Consider the following 19,549-nt stretch of genomic DNA (forward strand, 5'->3'; position numbering starts at 1 on the left):
GCGGCGGCGGCCGCGACCGACGGCGAACGCACGATCCTGGGGCGCAAACCCCACGCGGATGGGCCATTTCCGGCACACTTGCCGGCCGCCCGCGCATCGACGGGCGCGTCCCCCGCCCCGCAGTGCCGCAAGCGTCCATCCGATTCCGCCGCATCCTCCTTCGCAACGTCGCGCTGCCGCTCGGCCTCGGCGTCTTCAGTGCCGCCGTCTTCATCGGCCTGATCCTCTACCTGATGAGCGCCATGCGCTGGGTCGAGCATTCCGACCTGGTGCTGGCGCGCAGCTATGCCCTGCAGAAGCTCGACCTCGAGCTCGAGTCGGCGGTGCGCGGCTTCCAGCTCGCCGGCGACGAGCGCTTCCTGGAGAACTTCGACCGCACCCGGATCGAGCTCACGGCCGAGGTCGCGCAGCTGCGCGAGCTGGTGGCCGACAACCCCGAGCAGGTGCGCCGGCTCGAGCGCATCCAGGGCCTGCAGCAGCAATGGGCCGCCGGGGCGGCCGAGCGCATCGCGCTGCGCCGCGCCGACTCCCAGGCCAGCCTGGTCGCGCAGGCGAACCTGGGCAGGCAGCTCAAGGACGGGGTGCGCGACCTGTTCGACGAGATCGCGGCCACCGAGGAGCGCCTGCGCGCGGAACGCACCGCGACCGTCAACAGCACCACCATCACCTCCGTCACCGCCTTCGTCTTGCTGATGCTGGCGGTGGGCGCCACCCTGGCCTGGCGCGGCCGTGAAGACCTGCTCGGCCTGTCGCAGAGCTACGAGGCGGCTCGGGCCGAACAGCAGCGCCAGTCGGACGCGCTGCAGGCGCATGCCTGGCTGCACGAGAACCAGAGCCGGCTGTCGGAGCGGCTGGCCCGCGAACAGGAGCTCACGGCCGTCGGCCATGCCGGGCTGGAGGCACTGGGCGAGTCGCTCGGGATGGCGGTGGCCGCGGTCTACACCGCGGAGGCGGAGGGCGGCTTCGTGCGCCGCGCGACCTGGGGCTGGCCGGCCGGCGAGGACGACGGCAACGCCCAGGTGCCGGCCGGGCGCACCCTGCTGGCGGAAGCGGCGGCCCAGCGCCGCCAGATCGCGCTCGACGACGTTCCCGCGGACTACCTGCAGGTCGCCTCGTCGCTGGGCTCGAGCACCGCGCGCTCGGTGCTCATCTCCCCGGTGCTGCACGAGGGCCGCCTGGTCGGCGTGCTGGAGCTGGGCTTCCTGCGGCCGCTGCAGTCGCGCGACCGCGACCTCACCGCCGCCGCCGGCGAGATCTTCGGCGGCGCCATGGCGGCCGCCCGCTACCGCGAGCGGCTGCAGGACGCGCTGGAAGAGACCCAGCAGCTCAACGAGGAGTTGCAGGTGCAGCAGGAGGAACTGCGCACCGCCAACGAGGAGCTCGAGGAGCAGTCGCGGGCGCTGAAGGAATCGCAGGCCCACCTGGAGAGCCAGCAGGCCGAGCTGGAGCAGACCAACGTGCAGCTGTCCGAGCAGGCCGACCGCCTCGAGCAGCAGCGCGACGCGCTGCGGGGTGCGCAGCAGGCGCTGGAGGAGCGCGCGCTCGAACTGCAGCGCGCCAGCCGCTACAAGTCGGAGTTCCTGGCCAACATGTCGCACGAGCTGCGCACGCCGCTGAACAGCTCGCTCATCCTGGCCAAGCTGCTGGCCGACAACCCCGAGGGCAACCTGAATGAGGAGCAGGTGCGCTTCGCGCAGTCCATCCACGGCGCCGGCGCCGACCTGCTGAACCTCATCAACGACATCCTGGACATCGCCAAGGTCGAGGCGGGCAAGCTGGAAGTGCGGCCCGAGCCGACGCCGGTGGGCGCGCTGGCCGAGGGCCTGAAGGCCATGTTCCTGCCGCTGGCCACCCGCAAGGGCCTGGCGCTGGAACTGCACGTCGCGCCCGACGTGCCGAAGGCGCTGACGACCGACCGCCAGCGGCTGGAGCAGATCCTGCGCAACCTGGTGGGCAACGCGGTGAAATTCACCGAAACCGGCCGGGTGGCGCTGCACGTCACGCGCCACGGCACCGACGCCATCGCCTTCGAAGTGCGCGACAGCGGCATCGGCATCGAGCCGTCGCAGCAGGAGCTGATCTTCGAAGCCTTCCGGCAGGCCGACGGCACGGTGAGCCGGCGCTTCGGGGGCACGGGCCTGGGCCTGTCGATCTCGCGCGACCTGGCCCGCCTGCTGGGCGGCAGCATCACCCTTACCAGTTCGCCCGGCGTGGGCAGCACCTTCACGCTGGTGCTGCCGCTGGAGTACCAGGCGGGCGCCGCCGCCCCGGCGCCGGCGACGACGTCCGCCCCGGTCGCGCGCCTGCCGGCACCCACGGTGCCTCCGGCGGCGGCAGCGGCGCGCGGGCCCGCGTTCGAGGACGACCGCACGGCGCCAGCGGAGGGCCGGCGCACCGTGCTGGTGGTGGAGGACGACGAGCCCTTCGCCCGCATCCTGTTCGACCTGGCGCACGAGCTCGGCTACCGCTGCCTGGTCGCCCACCAGGCCGACGAGGGCGTCGAACTGGCCCTCGCCCATGCGCCCGACGCCGTGCTGCTGGACATGCGCCTGCCCGACGACTCGGGCTTGTCGGTGCTGCAGCGCCTGAAGGAGAACGCGGGCACCCGCCACGTGCCGGTGCACGTGATCTCGGTCGAGGACCGGTCCGAGACCGCCCTGCACCTGGGCGCGATCGGCTACGCGCTCAAGCCCGCCACGCGCGAGCAGCTGCAGGAGGTGTTCTCGCGCCTGGAATCCAAGCTGAGCCAGAAGGTCAAGCGGGTGCTGGTGGTCGAGGACGACCCGCGCCAGCGCGACAGCATCGTGCAGCTGATCGGCGGCGGCGACGTCGAGATCGTGCCGGTGTCCGAGGGCGGGCAGGCGCTGCAGGCGCTGGCCGGCTCGGTGTTCGACGTCATGGTGATCGACCTGAAGCTGCCCGACATGACGGGCCAGGAGCTGCTGCGGCGCATGGCCTCGGGCGAGAGCCGCTCGTTCCCGCCGGTCATCGTCTACACGGGCCGCAACCTCACCCGCGACGAGGAAGCCGAGTTGCTGCGCTACTCGCGCTCCATCATCATCAAGGGTGCGCGCTCGCCCGAGCGCCTGCTCGACGAGGTGACGCTGTTCCTGCACCAGGTGGAGACCCAGCTGTCGACCGAGCGCCAGAAGATGCTGCGCGCCGCGCGCAACCGCGACAAGGCCTTCGAGGGGCGCCGCATCCTGGTGGTGGACGACGACATGCGCAACATCTTCGCGCTGACCAGCGCGCTGGAGCAAAAGGGCGCCGGCGTCGAGGTGGCGCGCAACGGGCTGGAGGCGCTGGACAAGCTGCGCCGCGCGCCGGCGGACATCGACCTGGTGCTGATGGACATCATGATGCCGGAGATGGACGGCTACGCCGCCACCCGCGAGATCCGGCGGGACCCGCGCTGGCAGAAGCTGCCGATCATCGCCGTGACCGCCAAGGCGATGAAGGAAGACCAGCAGCGCTGCCTGGAGGCCGGCGCCAACGACTACCTGGCCAAGCCGATCGAGCTGGAGCGGCTGTTCTCGCTGATGCGGGTCTGGATCCCGAAGATGGAGCGCATCTGATGGCGGGGCTGGCGGAGATCGAGATCCGCCTGCTGGCCGAGGCGGTCTTCCTGCGCTACGGCCATGACTTCCGCGACTACGCACCGGCGTCGCTCAAGCGGCGCGTGCTGCAGGCCCAGCAGAAGATGGGCCTGCCCTCGGTGTCGGCGCTGCAGGAACGCGTGCTGCACGACGCCGGCCAGTTCGCCGTGCTGCTGCAGTACCTCACGGTGCCGGTCAGCGGCATGTTCCGCGACCCGTCCTACTTCCTGGCGCTGCGGCGGCAGGTGGTGCCGGTGCTGCGCACCTACCCCTCGCTGAAGGTCTGGGTGGCCGGCTGCAGCACCGGCGAGGAGCCGTTCTCGCTGGCGATCGTGCTGGAGGAGGAAGGGCTGCTGGAGCGCACCATCCTCTACGCCACCGACATCAACCCCGCCTCGCTGGACAAGGCGCGCCAGGGCATCTTCGAGCTGGAGCGCATGCAGGCCTTCACGCGCGACTACCAGCGCGCCGGCGGCACCCGCAGCTTCGCCGACTACTACACCGCGGCCTATGGCGGCGCGCTGTTCGACCGGCGGCTGCGCGACCGGATCACGTTCGCCGACCACAGCCTGGCCACCGACGCCGTGTTCTCCGAGACCCAGCTCGTGTCGTGCCGCAACGTGCTGATCTACTTCAACCGGCGCCTGCAGGACCGGGCGCTGGGCCTGTTCCACGAGTCGCTGTCGCACCGCGGCTTCCTCGGCCTGGGCTCGAAGGAGACGCTGGACTTCTCGGCCTATGCGACGCGCTTCGAGCCGGTCAGCCGCCCGGAGCGCCTGTACCGGAGGGCGGGCCGGTGACCGCACCCGCTGGCGCTCCCATGACGCGGAGGCGGCCCGAGCTCGTGGCCATCGGCACCTCGGCCGGCGGCATCGACGCGCTGTTCCAGCTGTTCGACGGCCTGCCGCCCTCGGACCACGCAGCGGTGGTGACGGTGCTGCACCTGCCGGAAGACCACGACAGCCAGCTGGTCGAGTTGTTCGCGCGGCGGCTGGGACGCGATCGCGTCCACGAAGCCCAGCCCGGTGCGCGGCTGGAGCCCGGGCGGCTCTACTTCGCACCCCCGGGCTACCATCTGCTGCTGGAAGCCGATCGCACCTTCTCCCTCAGCTGTGAGCCGCCAGCGCTGTTCTCGCGGCCTTCGATCGACGTGCTGCTGGAGTCCTGCGCCGATGCCCTCGGCCCGGCCGTGGCGGGAATGCTCCTCACCGGCGCCAACGAGGACGGCGCGCGCGGGCTGGCCGCCATCGGCGCCCGGGGCGGCCTCACGGCCGCACAGGACCCCGCCGATGCCGCCTACCCGACCATGCCCGCGGCTGCCATCGCAGCCGCCCCGCCGGACTTCGTGCTGCCCCTGCCCGACCTCCGAACCCTGCTCCACACCCTGCTGACCCGATGAGTCTGTCGACGGAAACCGATGTGAACGTGCTGCTGGTCGACGACCTGCAGGAGAACCTGGTCGCCCTGGAGGCCCTGATCCGCCAGCCGGGCCGGCGCATCCACACGGCGCGCTCGGGCGACGAGGCGCTGTCGCTGATGATCGAGCACCCGTTCGCGCTCGCCATCCTGGACGTGCAGATGCCGTCGATGAACGGCTTCGAGCTGGCCGAGCTGATGCGCGGCACCGAGCGCACGCGCGGCATCCCCATCGTGTTCGTCAGTGCGGCCGGCCGCGAGCAGAACTACGCCTTCCGCGGCTACGAATCCGGCGCGGTCGACTTCCTCTACAAGCCGCTCGATCCCCACGCCGTGCGCAGCAAGGTCAACGTGTTCGTCGAGCTGTTCCGCCAGCGGCTGGACCTGCTGCACATGCAGGGCGAGCTCGAGCGAGCGGTGCGCATGCGCGACGACTTCATGTCCATGGTCTCGCACGAGCTGCGCAACCCGCTCAACACCTTGTTCCTGCAGGCGCAGCTGCGCAAGCGCATGGCCGCGGCCGGCAGGTTGCCCGACGCGGCGGCATTCGGCCAGCTGGTGCAGCGGGACGAGCAGCAGATCCGCAGCATGATCCGGCTGCTGGACGACATCATCGACGTGTCGCGCTCGCGCACCGGCCAGCTGGCGATGTCGTACGCGCCGATGGACCTGGCCGCGCTGGCGCGCCGTGCCGTGGAGGCGATGGACGAGCCGGCGCGCGCCGCCGGCGTCGCGCTCAGCCTGGACGCGCCGGCCAGCATCCCCCTGGTCGGCGACGAGGTGCGGCTGGAGCAGGTCATCACCAACCTGCTGACCAACGCCCTGCGCTACGGCCGTTCGCGCCCGGTGGCGGTCACGCTGCGTGTCGACGGCGGCGAGGCGGCGCTGTCGGTGCGCGACCACGGCGACGGCATCGACCCGGCCGACCAGGAGCGCATCTTCGGCCAGTTCGAGCGCGCCGAGTCCGGCCGCGACGTGCCGGGCCTGGGCCTGGGGCTGTTCATCAGCCGGCAGATCGTGCTGGCGCACGGCGGCCGGCTGGAGGTGCACAGCACCCGCGGCGACGGCGCGGAGTTCATCATCCGGCTTCCCTCGCCGCCCGGCGGCGCATGAGAAAATCGACGGTTTCCCCGAAAGCACACCATGGACGCAGAACGCATCAACCTCATCGGCACCACCCTCGCGGACCTGCAGTCCAGGTGCGGTCAGCTTCGGGGGTATCTTTGACTACGATGCCAAGTCCGAACGCCTGAGGACCGTCACCGCCGCCCTCGAGGACCCGGCGGTCTGGAACGACCCGAAGAAGGCCCAGGAACTGGGCAAGGAAAAGAAGCAGCTCGATGGCGTCGTCATCGTGCTGCAGGACCTCGACCGTGAACTGGCCGACAACCTCGAGCTGTACGAGATGAGCAAGGAGGACGGCGACGAGGCCGGCCTGCAGACCATCGAGGCCGAGGCCGCCAAGCTCACCGCCATCGTCGAGGACCTGGAGTTCCGGCGCATGTTCAACCAGGCGGCCGACCCCATGAACGCCTTCCTGGACATCCAGGCCGGCGCGGGCGGCACCGAGGCCTGCGACTGGGCCGGCATGCTGCTGCGCCAGTACCTGAAGTACGCCGAGCGCAAGGGCTTCAAGTCCAACGTCGAGGACGAGACCGCCGGCGACGTGGCCGGCATCAAGAGCGCCACCATCAAGGTCGAGGGCGAGTACGCCTACGGCCTGCTGCGCACCGAGACCGGCGTGCACCGGCTGGTGCGCAAGTCGCCGTTCGACTCCGCCGGCGGCCGCCACACCAGCTTCGCCAGCGTGTTCGTCTACCCCGAGATCGACGACTCGGTGGAGATCAACATCAACCCGGCCGACGTGCGGGTCGACACCTTCCGCGCCTCGGGCGCCGGCGGCCAGCACATCAACAAGACCGATTCGGCGGTGCGCCTGACCCACGTGCCCACCGGCATCGTGGTGCAGTGCCAGGACAGCCGCAGCCAGCACAGCAACCGAGACGTCGCCTGGCAGCGCCTGCGTTCGCGCCTGTACGACCACGAGATGCGCAAGCGCATGGAGGAGCAGCAGAAGCTGGAGGACACCAAGACCGACGTCGGCTGGGGCCACCAGATCCGCAGCTACGTGCTGGACCAGAGCCGCATCAAGGACCTGCGCACCAACGTCGAGATCTCCAACACGCAGAAGGTGCTGGACGGCGATCTCGACCCGTTCATCCAGGCATCGCTCAAGCAGGGCGTCTGAAGCCGTCCCAACCGAACACTGTGACCATGCGAGAAGGCCAATCCACCGTCGTCTACCGGGCCGATTACCAGGCGCCCGCGTACTGGATCGACACCGTCGAACTGTGCTTCGATCTCGACCCTGCCAAGACCCGGGTGCTCAACCGGATGACGGTGCGCCGCAACCCGGACGTGCAGCCGCAGCCGCTGCGCCTGGACGGCGACGAACTGGTGCTCTCGCGGGTGCTGGTCGACGGCCAGGGCACCTCGTTCAAGATGGAAGGCAGCCGGCTGGTGCTGGAGAACCTGCCGGCGGGCAACGAGCCGTTCAAGCTCGAGATCTTCACCACCTGCGCACCGGCCAAGAACAGCAAGCTGATGGGCCTGTACGTCAGCAACGACTCGTTCTTCACCCAGTGCGAGGCCGAGGGCTTCCGCCGCATCACCTACTTCCTCGACCGGCCCGACGTGATGGCCAGCTACACCGTGCTGCTGCGCGCCGACCGCCGCAAGTACCCGGTGCTGCTGTCCAACGGCAACCTGGTCGAGCAGGGCGACCTGGGCGACGGCCGCCACTTCGCCAAGTGGGTCGACCCGTTCCGCAAGCCCTGCTACCTGTTCGCGCTGGTAGCCGGTCAGCTGGTGTGCCGCGAACAGCGCATCCGCTCGCGCACCGGGAAGGACCACCTGCTGCAGGTGTTCGTGCGTCCCGGCGACCTGGACAAGACCGAGCACGCGATGAACTCGCTGATGGCCTCGGTGGCCTGGGACGAGGCCCGCTTCGGCCTGCCGCTCGACCTCGAGCGCTTCATGATCGTCGCCACCAGCGACTTCAACATGGGCGCGATGGAGAACAAGGGCCTGAACATCTTCAACACGAAGTACGTTCTGGCCAGCCAGGCCACCGCGACCGACGTCGACTTCGGCAACATCGAGTCGGTGGTGGGACACGAGTACTTCCACAACTGGACCGGCAACCGGGTCACCTGCCGCGACTGGTTCCAGCTGTCGCTCAAGGAAGGCCTCACCGTCTTTCGCGACCAGGAGTTCAGCCAGGACCTGGCCGGCGAGGCCTCGGCCCGCGCGGTCAAGCGCATCGAGGACGTGCGGGTGCTGCGCACCGCCCAGTTCCCCGAGGACGCCGGCCCGATGGCGCACCCGGTGCGCCCCGACCAGTACCTGGAGATCAACAACTTCTACACCGTGACGGTGTACGAGAAGGGCGCCGAAGTCGTCCGCATGATGCAGACCCTGGTCGGCCGCGAGGGCTTCCGGCGCGGCATGGAGCTGTACTTCCAGCGCCACGACGGCCAGGCGGTCACCTGCGACGACTTCGCCCAGGCCATCGCCGACGCCAACCCGCAGAGCCGGTTCGCCGGGCTGCTGCCGCAGTTCAAGCGCTGGTACAGCCAGGCCGGCACGCCCCGCGTCACGGCGCGCGCGAGCTGGGATGCCGCCAGCGGCACCTACGGCCTTGCGCTGTCGCAGAGCTGCCCGCCGACGCCGGGCCAGGGCGCCAAGGAACCGTTCGTGATCCCGATCGCCTGGGGCCTGCTGGACGCCGGCGGCCGCGAGGTCGCCAGCGGCATGCACGTGCTCACGCAGGAGAGCGAGACGCTCACCGTGCCCGGCCTGCAGGGCGAGCCGGTGCCCTCCATCCTGCGCGGGTTCACCGCGCCGGTGGTGCTGGACTTCGACTACACCGATGCCCAGCTGCTGACCCTGCTGGAGCACGACACCGATCCGTTCAACCGCTGGGAAGCGGCGCAGCGGCTGGCCGTCAACCGTGCGCTGGCCTGCATCGGCGACCCCGCCGGCGGCCCGCTGCGGCTCGACGCGCCCTACATCGAGGCCATGCGCAGCATCCTGCGCCACCCGACGCTCGATGCCGCCTTCAAGGAGCTGGTGCTCACGTTGCCCGCCGAGGCCTACATCGGCGAGCAGCTCGAGGTGGTCGATCCGCAGCGGGTGCATGCGGTGCGCGAATCGATGCGCGAGCAGCTGGCCACCGCGCTGCTGGACGACTGGGCCTGGGCCTGGGACGCGCACCGCGAGAGCGGCGCCTACAGCCCCGACCCGGTGTCGTCGGGCCGGCGCGCCCTGGCCGGGCTGGCCCTCACCCACCTGTGCATCGCCGCGCGCCAGGCCGGCGACACGGTGTGGCCGGGCAAGGCCTACCAGCGCTTCAAGGACGCCTCCAACATGACCGACCGCTTCAACGCCCTGGCGGCGCTGGTGGTGGGCGGCCAGGACCTGGCGCGGCCGGCGCTGGAGCGCTTCCACGCGATGTTCCGCGACGAGGCCCTGGTGCTCGACAAGTGGTTCGCGCTGCAGGCCGGCGCGCCCGACCGCGGCGGCAACATCCTGCCGGCGGTGCGCCAGCTGATGCACCACCCGGACTTCAACATCCGCAACCCGAACCGCGCCCGCAGCCTGATCTTCAGCTACTGCAGCGCCAACCCGGGCGCCTTCCACCGCCCCGACGCGGCCGGCTACGTGTTCTGGAGCGAGCGCGTCATGGAGCTGGACGGCCTGAACCCGCAGGTGGCGGCGCGGCTGGCGCGCGCGCTGGACCGCTGGCGCAAGCTGGCCGAGCCGATGCGCGGCGCCGCCCGCGAGGCCATCGCCCGCGTGGCCGCCAAGCCCGACCTGTCCAACGACGTGCGCGAGGTGGTCACCCGCGCCCTCGCCGACTGACCGAACGCCCCAGGACCGACATGAGCAAGATCTCCCTCACCCGCTACCTCGTCGAGCAGCAACGCGTCGACGGCCTCATCCCCTCGCAGCTGCGGCTGCTGCTCGAAGTCGTGGCCCGGGCCTGCAAGAGCATCAGCCACGCCGTCAACAAGGGCGCGCTGGGCGGCGTGCTCGGCTCGGCCGGCAGCGAGAACGTGCAGGGCGAGATGCAGAAGAAGCTGGACATCATCGCCAACGAGGTGCTGATCGAGGCCAACGAATGGGGCGGCCACCTGGCCGGCATGGCCAGCGAGGAAATGGACGGCATCTACGTGGTGCCCAACCGCTACCCGCACGGCGAGTACCTGCTGCTGTTCGACCCGCTGGACGGCTCGTCCAACATCGACGTCAACGTGAGCATCGGCACCATCTTCAGCGTGCTGCGCATGCCCGAGGACGACCGCGGCGTGGACGAAGGCGACTTCCTGCAGCCGGGCAACCGCCAGGTGGCGGCCGGCTACTGCGTGTACGGCCCGCAGACCACGCTGGTGCTGACGGTGGGCGACGGCGTCGCGATGTTCACGCTCGACCGCGAGCAGGGCTCGTTCGTGCTCACCCAGGAGAACGTGCGCATCCCCGAGGACACGAAGGAATTCGCCATCAACATGTCGAACATGCGGCACTGGGACGCCCCCGTGAAGCGCTACATCGACGAGTGCCTGGCCGGCAAGGAAGGCCCGCGCGGCAAGGACTTCAACATGCGCTGGGTCGCCTCCATGGTGGCCGACGTGCACCGCATCCTCACGCGCGGCGGCATCTTCATGTACCCCTGGGACAAGCGCGAGCCCGGGAAGCCGGGCAAGCTGCGCCTGATGTACGAGGCCAACCCCATGGGCTGGCTCGTCGAGCAGGCGGGCGGCGCCGCCACCAACGGCCACGAGCGGATCCTAGACATCCAGCCGACGAAGCTGCACGAGCGGGTGAGCGTGATCCTGGGGTCGAAGAACGAGGTCGAGCGGGTCACGTCGTACCACCGCGAAGCCAAGCAGTAGGGCTAGACCGTCGCGCGGGAAATGAGGGGCGGTCTTCGCCCCTTCCCGTCATGCCGGGCTTGACCCGGCATCCATCTCCGGAACCAGGCCGCACCCGGTCCTCGCGCGCAAGATGGCTTGCGGGTCAAGCCCGCAAGGACGTGACGGGTTCATGTGTTCCTTCACCCCACCAGCGGCGCCAGCAGCGCCATCCCCTGCTCCCAGTCCGTGGCCATCCCCTGCAGCAGTTCGTCTGCCGCGAGCGGCCGGCCGGAATGGACGGCGCGCGCGCCCTTGAGGATCAGCGTCTTGTTGGCCTGCGCGATCGCCTCGAAGCAGGCGGCCGGATCGTCCAGTTCCGGGTAGCCCTGGGTGGCCATCCAGCGCAGGTGCGCGGCCAGCAGTTCGAAGGCAGCGCCGGCCTGCCGCACCGAGGCGAACGCCCACTGGTGGTAGTGCGCCAGGCCCTGCTCGCGCAGCGTCGGCAGGTCCTGCTCGAGGCGGGCGGCGAAGCGCGGGAACGGGTTGGTGCGCGGCCGCCACCCATGGTGGTCGCACAGCAGCTCGAACGCCAGGTCGGACAGGTCGGACGGCGTGCGCCGCACCAGCCGGTCGATGCGCACCACCTCGGCGAACAGCGGCAGGAAGGCCGGATCGGGCGCGGCGTCGAGCCGGAACAGCTGGCGGAAATCCTCGCCCTCCAGCTCGAAGTAGCCGGCGTTGTGGAAGTAGCCCAGGCGCTGGCGCGCGAGGTCGAGCTCCGCCATCAGGATGGTGGTCTTGGTGTGGGCGCGCCGGTAGTCGGTGCCGGCGGTGTCGGGCAGCCAGAACGCATCGGACTCGGTGGCGATGAGCTTGCCGGCGGCCAGGTGCTCCTGGGCATGCTCGACGAGCGGGCGCCAGATGGTGAGCTCCTGCACGTCGACGCCGTACAGGCTGCGCAGCTCGGCTGCGGGCGGCTTGAAGAACGTCCACTGGTCGCCCTCGAAGTCGACCGCCAGCGTGAACGACAGCATCGCGAGCGGCTCCAGCCCCAGCGTGTGCAGGAACCCGATCCACAGGTCGGCGTAGCAGTTCTTCTCCGGCCAGGCCGCGGCATCGCCGTGCAGGCGGTGCCGGCGGTAGCTCTCCGGCACCAGGCCGGGCAAGGCGGCGAGGCTCATGGGACGGCTCCCGCTCGCACTCAGGGCCACAGCTGCGCGCGCACGGTCTGCGGCCAGTCGGCCGGGTCGTAGCCGTGCGTCTTGATCAATGCCAGCGTCACCCGCTCCAGGCCGAAGCCCAGGCAGGCCGTGTGCGCCACCGAACTGTCGGCATTGAGGATGCCGAACTTGCCGCTGAAGTGGTCCTGGTGCCAGTTGAACGAGCAGATGGCGGTGGGCTTCTCGCGCGAGATCACCGGGCACAGGATCTCGAATTTCAGCCGCTGGTCGACCTGGTTGGCGGCCATCATCCGGCCGGCGCGGCCGAAGAACGGATCGGACGCGACGTCGCTGTCCACCGGCAGTTGCAGCCCGCGCAGCAGTTCCAGGCCGCGCTGCAGCCAGGCGTCGCGCCAGGCCACCACCTCGTCGGGCCGGCCGACCCGGATGTACTCGCGCATGCGGAAGTGCTGCAGCCGCGTGGGCTCGTCCGACGGCTCGTGGCGGAACACCCAGTTCATCACCGTGACCAGCCGGCCGCCCGCCGGCAGCAGGCCGCTGAAGGTGGGATAGACGGGATAGCAGGCAGCCGGCGTCAGCATGACGTCGGTGGGGGCCAGCAGGTCCTCCCAGCGCTCGCCGGCATGCACGCGCGCCGACAGCTCGCGGGCCTGCTGGTCGCTGCCGCGGAAGCTGTGCACCGATCCCGCCAGCTGCGGGAAGTTGTCCATGTAGCCGACCTTCTCGATCAGGGCGCGCGCCAGGATGGGCGGGAACATCAGTTCCTGGGCGTTGTCCGGCGCGGCCGTGCGGGTGACGAGGTCGTCGAAGCGGCGCAGGATGTCCTCGAACACGGGGCCGCGGCCGTAGGCACCGGCGATGCCGGTGGGCACGATCAGGCCGTTCTCGATCAGCGCTTCGGTGAAGCCGTGGATTTCGTAGGTGCGGATGTCCATTCAGGCAGCGTCCTTGTAGACCAGGAGCATCGACGCGTTCTTGGCGGCGATGCGATCGTTGGAAATCATGAGCGAGCCCGACAGGGCGTCGCGGTAGTGCCGCCCCAGGGCGAAGGGGCTGTCGTTCTTGTAGCCGAGGATGCCGACGATCTGCAGCGCCTGGTGCACGATGCGCGGTGCCGCCTCGGAGCTGGCGATCTTGAGGTTGTTCAGCCGCAGGGCCCAGCCCATGCCCATCAGCTCCTCGCGGTCGTCGCCCAGCGCATCGAAGTCGCGTGCGGCCGACAGCCAGTTCTGCTTGAGGGCCTGCAGCTGCACCTGCAACTCGGCCAGGCGGGTGGCGGTGGGCGGCACCGTGCCGGGCGTTTGCCGGGCCTGGCCGCGCACGAAGCTGGCGGCCTTGGCCACCGCGCCAGCCGCGATGCCCCACCACAGCGCCGACCACAGGATGTGCGAATACGGGACCATGGTCTGGGCCGAACAGTCGGCGAAGGCGCCGGGCACGATCTGCTCCACCGCGCCGCTCGAGCGCAACTGGAAGCCCGGACTGCAGGTACCGCGCATGCCCAGCGTGTCCCAGCTCGTCGTCTGGGTCAGCGTGCAGTCCTCGCGCCGCACCAGCACCAGCACCTGGTCGCTGCGGGCCGCCTCCTCGTCCTTGCGGCAGGTGACCAGGATGGCATCGGCATGCGCGCAGTAGGAGCCGGTGGTGGCGTCCTTGTCGAGCTGGAACCGGTCGCCGGCGCGGCGCACTGCGCACACGCTGGAACGCGTGTCGCCGGACGGGCCGACCTCCGACGTCATCGAGGCCAGCAGATCCTGCCGGCGCACCAGGTCGCGCAGGTAGTCGCGCAGGTAGTCGCTGCCCATCCCGTGGCGCGCCAGGCAGGCGAGCTGGATGTAGTGCATGGCCAGCACCATGGCGCTGGATCCGCAGGCCTGGGCCAGCGCGGCACACAGCTGCGAGAGCTCCTGCACGTTGCAACCTGGCCCGCCGAGTTCACGCGGGACCGCGGCGGCCAGCACGTGGTCCTCTCGCAGCGCGGCCAGGGTCTCGATCGGAAAGCGCGCCCTGGCATCGACGTCCGGCGCCTGCGCCGCGGCCACGCCGGCCGCGACCTTGCGCACGGAATCGATGAGTTGCGGAAATCCCGTTGCGGTGTGCGAATCCATGTCTTGCTCGTTCTCCCATGCATGAGAAGGTGTGAGCCACACTAGCATCGCCGTTCTCGTCCGTGGGGCGGAGAAGAGCCCGAAATTGCCGAGCAAGCACCTCATCCAGCCACTCGAACGAGCCATGTGGGCCACGTTGCCCGCCGTGGTCGGGCTCGGCATCGACCTCGTCCACATCCCGCGCATCGAAGAATCGCTGCGCGCGTTCGGCGACGCGTTCGCAACGCGGCTGTTCACCGAGCGCGAGCAGGCCGACGCGCGCGCCGTGCCGGGCCGCGAGGCGGAGGGCTTCGCGCTGCGCTTTGCCGTCAAGGAAGCAACCATCAAGGCGCTGTCGCTCAGCGACGATGGCGTGAACTGGCGCGAGATGGAGGTCGTTGCCGGCACCGGCGGCGCATGTCGCCTCGTCTTGCATGGCGTGGCACGCGACAAGGCGCGGGAACTAGGCGTTGCCAGGGCGCTAGTCTGTTGGAGCCATGAGGGCGCATACGCGATGGCGACGGTTGCGGCTGTGTCCGACACGGTCGGGTCAGGTCGCTGAACAGAATGCGACGCCATGAGCACTCTGCTACAAGCTGACACCACCATCCGCCGCGTGCTGCGGGACCACGGGCGCCTGGGCGCCGACCCCGAACAGCTGGCCCCGGACGCCGACCTCTACCAGCACGGCATGACCTCGCATGCGAGCGTGAACGTCATGCTCGCGCTCGAAGGCGAGTTCGACGTCGAGTTCCCCGACCACATGCTCAAGCGCAACGTGTTTCGCAGCATCGGCTCGATCGAGCGTGCGCTGCAGGAGCTGATGGCGGACTGAGCCTCCATGCCCATGGATGGCCTGCCGCGGCGCGGGGCGCTGCCCGCGCGCTGGCGCCTGTGCGCCACCGAACCCGGCGCACCGGCGCCGGGGGAATCCGCCGACTGGGTGCCGCTCGAACGGCCCCTCACCGCAGCAGCGGCCTGGCGCGCTGCCGGCCGCTGGTCGCTCGATGGTTCACCGCACGACTTCGACGCCCAGGACTGGTGGTACGCCGCGCAGGTCGACGGCGCCGCACTGCAAGACATGGTGCTCGGCTTCGACGGGCTCGCCACCTTGGCCGAGGTGCGGCTCAACGGGCAGACGCTGCTGCACTCGGACTCGATGTTCCTCGCCCACCAGGCGCGGCCCGCAGCACTCGTGCACGCAGGCGCGAACGAGCTGCTCATCCGCTTCGCCTCGGTACAGGCCGCCCTGCAGCAACGCCGGCCGCGGCCGCGCTGGCGCACGCCCATGGTGGCGCACCAGCAACTGCGCTGGATGCGCACCAGCTTGCTCGGCCGCACGCCGGGATGGTCCCCGCCGGCCGCCCCGGTTGGCCCCTGGCGCGACGTGTGGTGTTGCCCCGAGGACCAGGCCATCGCCTGGCGGCTGCAGCCGTCGCTGGTTGCGGGCCAGGGGCAGTGCGCGGTCGAGCTGCGCGCCCCGGCCGGCTGGGCGCGGGATCTGGTCGAGGCGGAGTTCGTGCTGCGTGGCCCCGACGGCGCCGAGCAGGTGCGGCCGTTGGAGAGCCATGGCGGCGAACGCTACACCGCCCACGTGACGGTGGCACAGCCGGCACTGTGGTGGCCGCATACGCATGGCGAGCCCCTGCTCTCCACGGCGGCCCTGCGCACCCGGTCGCGCAGCGGCGCCGTTCGCACCCTTGGGCTGGGGACGGTCGGCTTTCGCCAGGTCGAGATCGATCGCACGGGCGACGGCTTCGCGCTGCGGGTGAACAGCGAGCGCATCTTCTGCCGCGGCGCCGGCTGGACGCCGCTCGATCCGGTCAGCCTGCGCTCCGGCGCCGCCGAATGTCGCGCCGCGGTCGGCCAGGTGCGCGACGCCGGCCTGAACATGCTGCGCCTGGCCGGCACGCTGCCGCCCGAGGAAGACCACTTCTACGACGCCTGCGACGCGCTCGGCGTGCTGGTGTGGCAGGACTTCCCGTTTGCCAGCATGGACTACCCGTTCGACGATGCCGGCTTCGCGGACCTGGCGGCACGCGAGGCCGCCCAGCTCGCCGCGCGCCTCGGCCATCGCGCCTGCGTCGCGGTGCTGTGCGGCAACAGCGAAGTCGAACAGCAGGCGGCGATGTGGGGGGCGCCGCGCGAGCTGTGGCAGCCGGCGTTCTTCCACCGGCAGCTGCCGGCGCTGTGCGCGCAGCACGCCCCCGCCACGCCGTACTGGCCCTCGAGCGCCCACGGCGGCGCCTTCCCGCACCAGGCCGACACCGGCACCACCTCGTACTACGGCGTCGGTGCCTACGAGCGACCACTGGACGACGCGCGCCGCAGCGGCCTGCGCTTCGCCACCGAGTGCCTGGCCTTCGCCAACATCCCCGACGACGCGGCGCTGGCCCGCCTGCCCGGTGGCCTGGCCACGCGCGTGCACCACCCGCAGTGGAAGGCGCGCTCGCCGCGCGACTTGGGCGCCGGCTGGGACTTCGACGACGTGCGCGACCACTACCTGCAGCGGCTGTTCGACGTCGATCCCGCCCGGCTGCGCCACCAGGACCACGACCGCTACCTGGCGCTGGGCCGGCTGGCGACCGCGGAGGCGATGGCGGCCGCGTTCGCCGAGTGGCGCCGGCCGGCATCGGGCTGCGCCGGCGCGCTGGTCCTGCAGCTGCGCGATCTCTGGGCCGGTGCCGGCTGGGGACTGCTCGACGAGCAAGGCGACCCCAAGGCCTGCTGGCATGCCGTGCGCCGCTGCCTGCAGCCGCTGGCCGTGTTCCTCACCGACGAGGGCGGCAACGGGCTCGCCGTGCACGTGGTCAACGACACGCCGCTGGAGCGTCGGCTGGTGCTGGAACTGTCGGCGTGGCGCGAGGGCGACGTGCAGGTGGCCCGGGCGGAGCGTCCCGTGGTGGCCACCGCGCGCGGCGGCTGCACCCTGAATGCGATCGAGGTGCTCGGCCAGTTCCTCGACCTCAACCACGCCTACCGCTTCGGCCCGCCGTCTTGCGAGGTGGTCAGTGCACGCCTGCTGGAGGACGGCCGGGAGGTCGCGACCGCCCTGCACTTCCCGCTCGGGCTGGCGCCGCTGGTGGCCACGCGTTCGCGCGATCTCGGCCTGGCGGCCGCAGTCGACATCACCGGCGATGGTGAAGCGGTCGCCACGGTGCGCACCGGCCGGTGCGCGGTCGGCGTCCATCTCGACGTTCCCGGCTGGCAGGCGGCCGACGATCACTTTCACCTCGCACCCGGTGCCTCGCGCCAGGTCCACCTGCGCCGCACGGTGGCGGGGGCGGTGCTGGCCGGCCAGGTCCTTGCCCTGAATGCCGCTGCGGCGGTCCCGCTGGAGACGCAGCCATGACCCACCCGACGCACGCCCATACCGACGCGGTGCCGCTGCATGTCGAGGCCGCCGGTGGCTGGTGCCTGGGCTGGTTCCATCCACCCCAGGCGCCGGCGCACGACATCGCCGTCGTGCTGTGCCCGCCCATCGGCCACGAGGCGGTCTGCAGCTATCCCACGCAGGTGCAGCTCGCCCGCTCGCTGGCGCAGGCCGGCCTGCCGGTGTTCCGGTTCGACTACCACGGCACCGGCGATTCGGCCGGCGACGACAACGACCCCGGCCGCGTCGCGGCCTGGCTGGCCAGCGTCGAGGCAGCGGTCGCGCAGGCCCGTGCCTGTTCGGGCGCAGGGCGCATCGCGCTGCTGGGCATCCGGCTGGGCGCCACGCTGGCCGTCGCCGCCGCGGCCCGGCTCGGCGGTGTCGACCGGCTGCTGCTGTGGGCACCCTGCCCCAGCGGCAAGGCCTTCGTGCGCGAACTGCGCGCCGCCGGGGTGGTGGATGCCGACGGCGGCGTGCACGCCTTCGGCTACCGCTACACCGCCGCCACCGTGCAGGACCTGCTGGCCCTGGACGCAACCCGTCTGGACGCCGCGCCGGCACGCCAGGTGCTGGTGGTGGGCCGCGACGACATCCCGGGCGAGGGGCCGCTGCCCAAGGCGCTGCGCCAGCTCGGGATCGAGGTGACGGTCCAGGTCCTGCCGGGTTTTGCCGCCATGGTCGACGAGCCGCGCGCCGGCGTGCTCGCGCCCGAGACGCTGCGCACCGTGGCCGACTGGCTGGCTGCCGGCGTGCCGCTGCGCAGCGGCGACACCCCGCCCGGCCCGACCGTCCGGGCGCCCGACGGCATCACCGGTCCGGTGCGCGAGCGCCTGCTGCAACTGCGGCCGGGTCAGCCTCTGCACGGGGTGGTGGCGGAGCCGGTCGCAGGCGCGCCGCGCGACCGGTGCGGCCAGACGGCCATCGTGCTGCTCAACGTGGGCGGCAATCACCGCATCGGTCCGCACCGCTTCTACGTGACGGCGGCGCGAGCCCTGGCCGCGGCCGGCCACCGCGTGCTGCGCCTGGACCTGCCCGGCATCGGCGACAGCCCGCCCCTGGCCGGACAGCCCTGGGCCAGCCTGTACGACAAGGACGCGGCAGCCGACGTGCGCGCCGCGCTGGACGCGCTGTCCCAGCGCGGCTGCCGCGAGTTCGTGCTGATGGGCATCTGCTCGGGCTCGTACGTCGCCTTCCAGACCGCTCTGGTCGATCCGCGGGTGGGCAGCGTGGTGCTGATGAACTCGCGCCTGCTGGAATGGACCCCCGGCCAGCCGGGCGACACCTGGCAGTCGTCGATGCAGAACTACGCCAAGTCCAGCAGCTGGTACCGGCGAGCGCTGCTGCGGGCCGAGACCTGGCAGCGCCTGGTCCGCGGCGAGATCGACGTGCCGCTGATCGCGCGCCGCTTCCTCGCCCTGGCGGCGGCCCGCCTGCGGCGGCTGGTGGCGCCGGGCAGCGGCGGCAGCCTGACGGACCGGATGCGCCGCCTGTGCCGGCGCGGCTGCAGGGTGCTGATGCTGGTGTCGGACGCCGACGACGGGCGCGACTACGTGGAGTTCCACTTCGGCGCCGGCGGCCACCGCCTGCGCGGCCAGCCGGGGTTCCGCATGGAGATCGTGCCGGACGCCGACCACACCTTCTCGCGCCCCGGCAACCAGCCGGGGGTGGTCGAGGCCCTGTTGCGCCACCTGGACCAGCGCACGGCCGCCGCGCCGGCCCCCGCCCCCGCTTCGGCCCGGGTGTCGGCGCCCGATCAGCTGGCGCTGCGACCGCCGCTATAATCGCGGGCTCCGTGCCGGAGTAGCTCAGTTGGTAGAGCAGCGCATTCGTAATGCGAAGGTCGGGGGTTCGATTCCTCTCTCCGGCACCAGATCACGCAAGGGCTTGCTGCTATGAAAATGGCAGCAGGCCCTTTTTGCGTCCGGCCTGTCGCCGCCGTGGCGCCGCGGCGGGGGCCCATCCCCGGGGGTGACACCGGGCG

At 71.2% G+C, this 19,549-nt stretch carries 14 protein-coding genes and 1 tRNA gene; 12 read left to right on the top strand and 3 right to left on the bottom strand.

The genetic code is table 11. From position 1 onward, the window contains the following. Positions 1 to 122 precede the first annotated feature (122 nt). The 7 genes from GON04_RS22055 (at position 123) to GON04_RS22085 (ending at position 10,966) form a co-directional block, all read left to right on the top strand. Positions 123 to 3,575, top strand: a complete 3,453-nt coding sequence (locus GON04_RS22055) for a response regulator (RefSeq protein WP_181653706.1) — start codon at positions 123 to 125, stop codon at positions 3,573 to 3,575. Next, positions 3,575 to 4,396 (top strand): CheR family methyltransferase, encoded by an 822-nt coding sequence (locus GON04_RS22060; protein ID WP_181653707.1) that lies wholly within the window; start codon positions 3,575 to 3,577, stop codon positions 4,394 to 4,396. The genes GON04_RS22055 and GON04_RS22060 overlap by 1 nt, the downstream gene beginning before the upstream one ends. A gap of 20 nt (positions 4,397 to 4,416) precedes the next feature. Continuing rightward, positions 4,417 to 4,995, top strand: coding sequence for a chemotaxis protein CheB (locus GON04_RS22065; protein ID WP_157400131.1), 579 nt, complete (start codon positions 4,417 to 4,419; stop codon positions 4,993 to 4,995). Next, on the top strand, positions 4,992 to 6,125 hold the full coding sequence (locus GON04_RS22070; protein WP_157400132.1) for a hybrid sensor histidine kinase/response regulator: 1,134 nt from the start codon (positions 4,992 to 4,994) through the stop codon (positions 6,123 to 6,125). Before GON04_RS22065 ends, GON04_RS22070 begins: the two co-directional genes overlap by 4 nt. Positions 6,126 to 6,155: 30 nt before the next feature. Then, positions 6,156 to 7,260 (top strand): peptide chain release factor 2 gene (gene prfB, locus GON04_RS22075; RefSeq protein WP_157400133.1). Its coding sequence is split into 2 segments (ribosomal slippage): positions 6,156 to 6,236 and positions 6,238 to 7,260, totalling 1,104 coding nucleotides; the frame shifts between segments, so codons are not numbered across the junction. A 26-nt stretch (positions 7,261 to 7,286) separates the two neighbouring features. Next, complete coding sequence (gene pepN / locus GON04_RS22080) at positions 7,287 to 9,935, top strand: aminopeptidase N (RefSeq protein ID WP_157400134.1); 2,649 nt, start codon at positions 7,287 to 7,289, stop codon at positions 9,933 to 9,935. 20 nt (positions 9,936 to 9,955) lie between these two features. Further along, positions 9,956 to 10,966, top strand: a complete 1,011-nt coding sequence (locus GON04_RS22085; protein ID WP_157400135.1) for a class 1 fructose-bisphosphatase — start codon at positions 9,956 to 9,958, stop codon at positions 10,964 to 10,966. Between the two features lie 161 nt (positions 10,967 to 11,127). Here the strand turns inward: GON04_RS22085 and GON04_RS22090 are convergent, their stop codons facing one another. From GON04_RS22090 to GON04_RS22100, 3 genes are read right to left on the bottom strand one after another with little or no spacing between them, the layout of a single operon-like run. Next, positions 11,128 to 12,108 (bottom strand): DUF1839 family protein, encoded by a 981-nt coding sequence (locus tag GON04_RS22090; protein WP_157400136.1) that lies wholly within the window; start codon positions 12,106 to 12,108, stop codon positions 11,128 to 11,130. A gap of 20 nt (positions 12,109 to 12,128) precedes the next feature. After that, complete coding sequence (locus GON04_RS22095; protein ID WP_157400137.1) at positions 12,129 to 13,043, bottom strand: amino acid--[acyl-carrier-protein] ligase; 915 nt, start codon at positions 13,041 to 13,043, stop codon at positions 12,129 to 12,131. Then, entirely contained in the window at positions 13,044 to 14,216 is a 1,173-nt protein-coding gene (locus tag GON04_RS22100; protein ID WP_181653708.1) for an acyl-CoA dehydrogenase family protein, read from the bottom strand. Between the two features lie 85 nt (positions 14,217 to 14,301). Here GON04_RS22100 and GON04_RS22105 point away from each other — a divergent pair, with 85 nt between their 5' ends. From GON04_RS22105 to GON04_RS22125, 5 genes are all read left to right on the top strand, one after another. Continuing rightward, positions 14,302 to 14,757: a holo-ACP synthase gene (locus tag GON04_RS22105; protein WP_181653709.1), complete on the top strand. Its 456-nt coding sequence runs from the start codon at positions 14,302 to 14,304 to the stop codon at positions 14,755 to 14,757. Between the two features lie 15 nt (positions 14,758 to 14,772). Then, on the top strand, positions 14,773 to 15,030 hold the full coding sequence (locus tag GON04_RS22110) for an acyl carrier protein (RefSeq protein WP_157400140.1): 258 nt from the start codon (positions 14,773 to 14,775) through the stop codon (positions 15,028 to 15,030). Positions 15,031 to 15,042: 12 nt separating this feature from the next. Next, positions 15,043 to 17,547, top strand: a complete 2,505-nt coding sequence (locus GON04_RS22115) for a glycosyl hydrolase 2 galactose-binding domain-containing protein (protein ID WP_157400141.1) — start codon at positions 15,043 to 15,045, stop codon at positions 17,545 to 17,547. Further along, positions 17,544 to 19,349 carry an alpha/beta fold hydrolase gene (locus tag GON04_RS22120; protein WP_157400142.1) on the top strand — a complete coding sequence of 602 codons (1,806 nt, stop codon included), beginning with the start codon at positions 17,544 to 17,546 and terminating at the stop codon, positions 19,347 to 19,349. Before GON04_RS22115 ends, GON04_RS22120 begins: the two co-directional genes overlap by 4 nt. A gap of 13 nt (positions 19,350 to 19,362) precedes the next feature. Then, a tRNA-Thr gene (locus GON04_RS22125) sits at positions 19,363 to 19,438 on the top strand. Positions 19,439 to 19,549: the final 111 nt, after the last annotated feature.

Source organism: Ramlibacter pinisoli, from assembly GCF_009758015.1.
Classification (GTDB): domain Bacteria; phylum Pseudomonadota; class Gammaproteobacteria; order Burkholderiales; family Burkholderiaceae_C; genus Ramlibacter; species Ramlibacter pinisoli.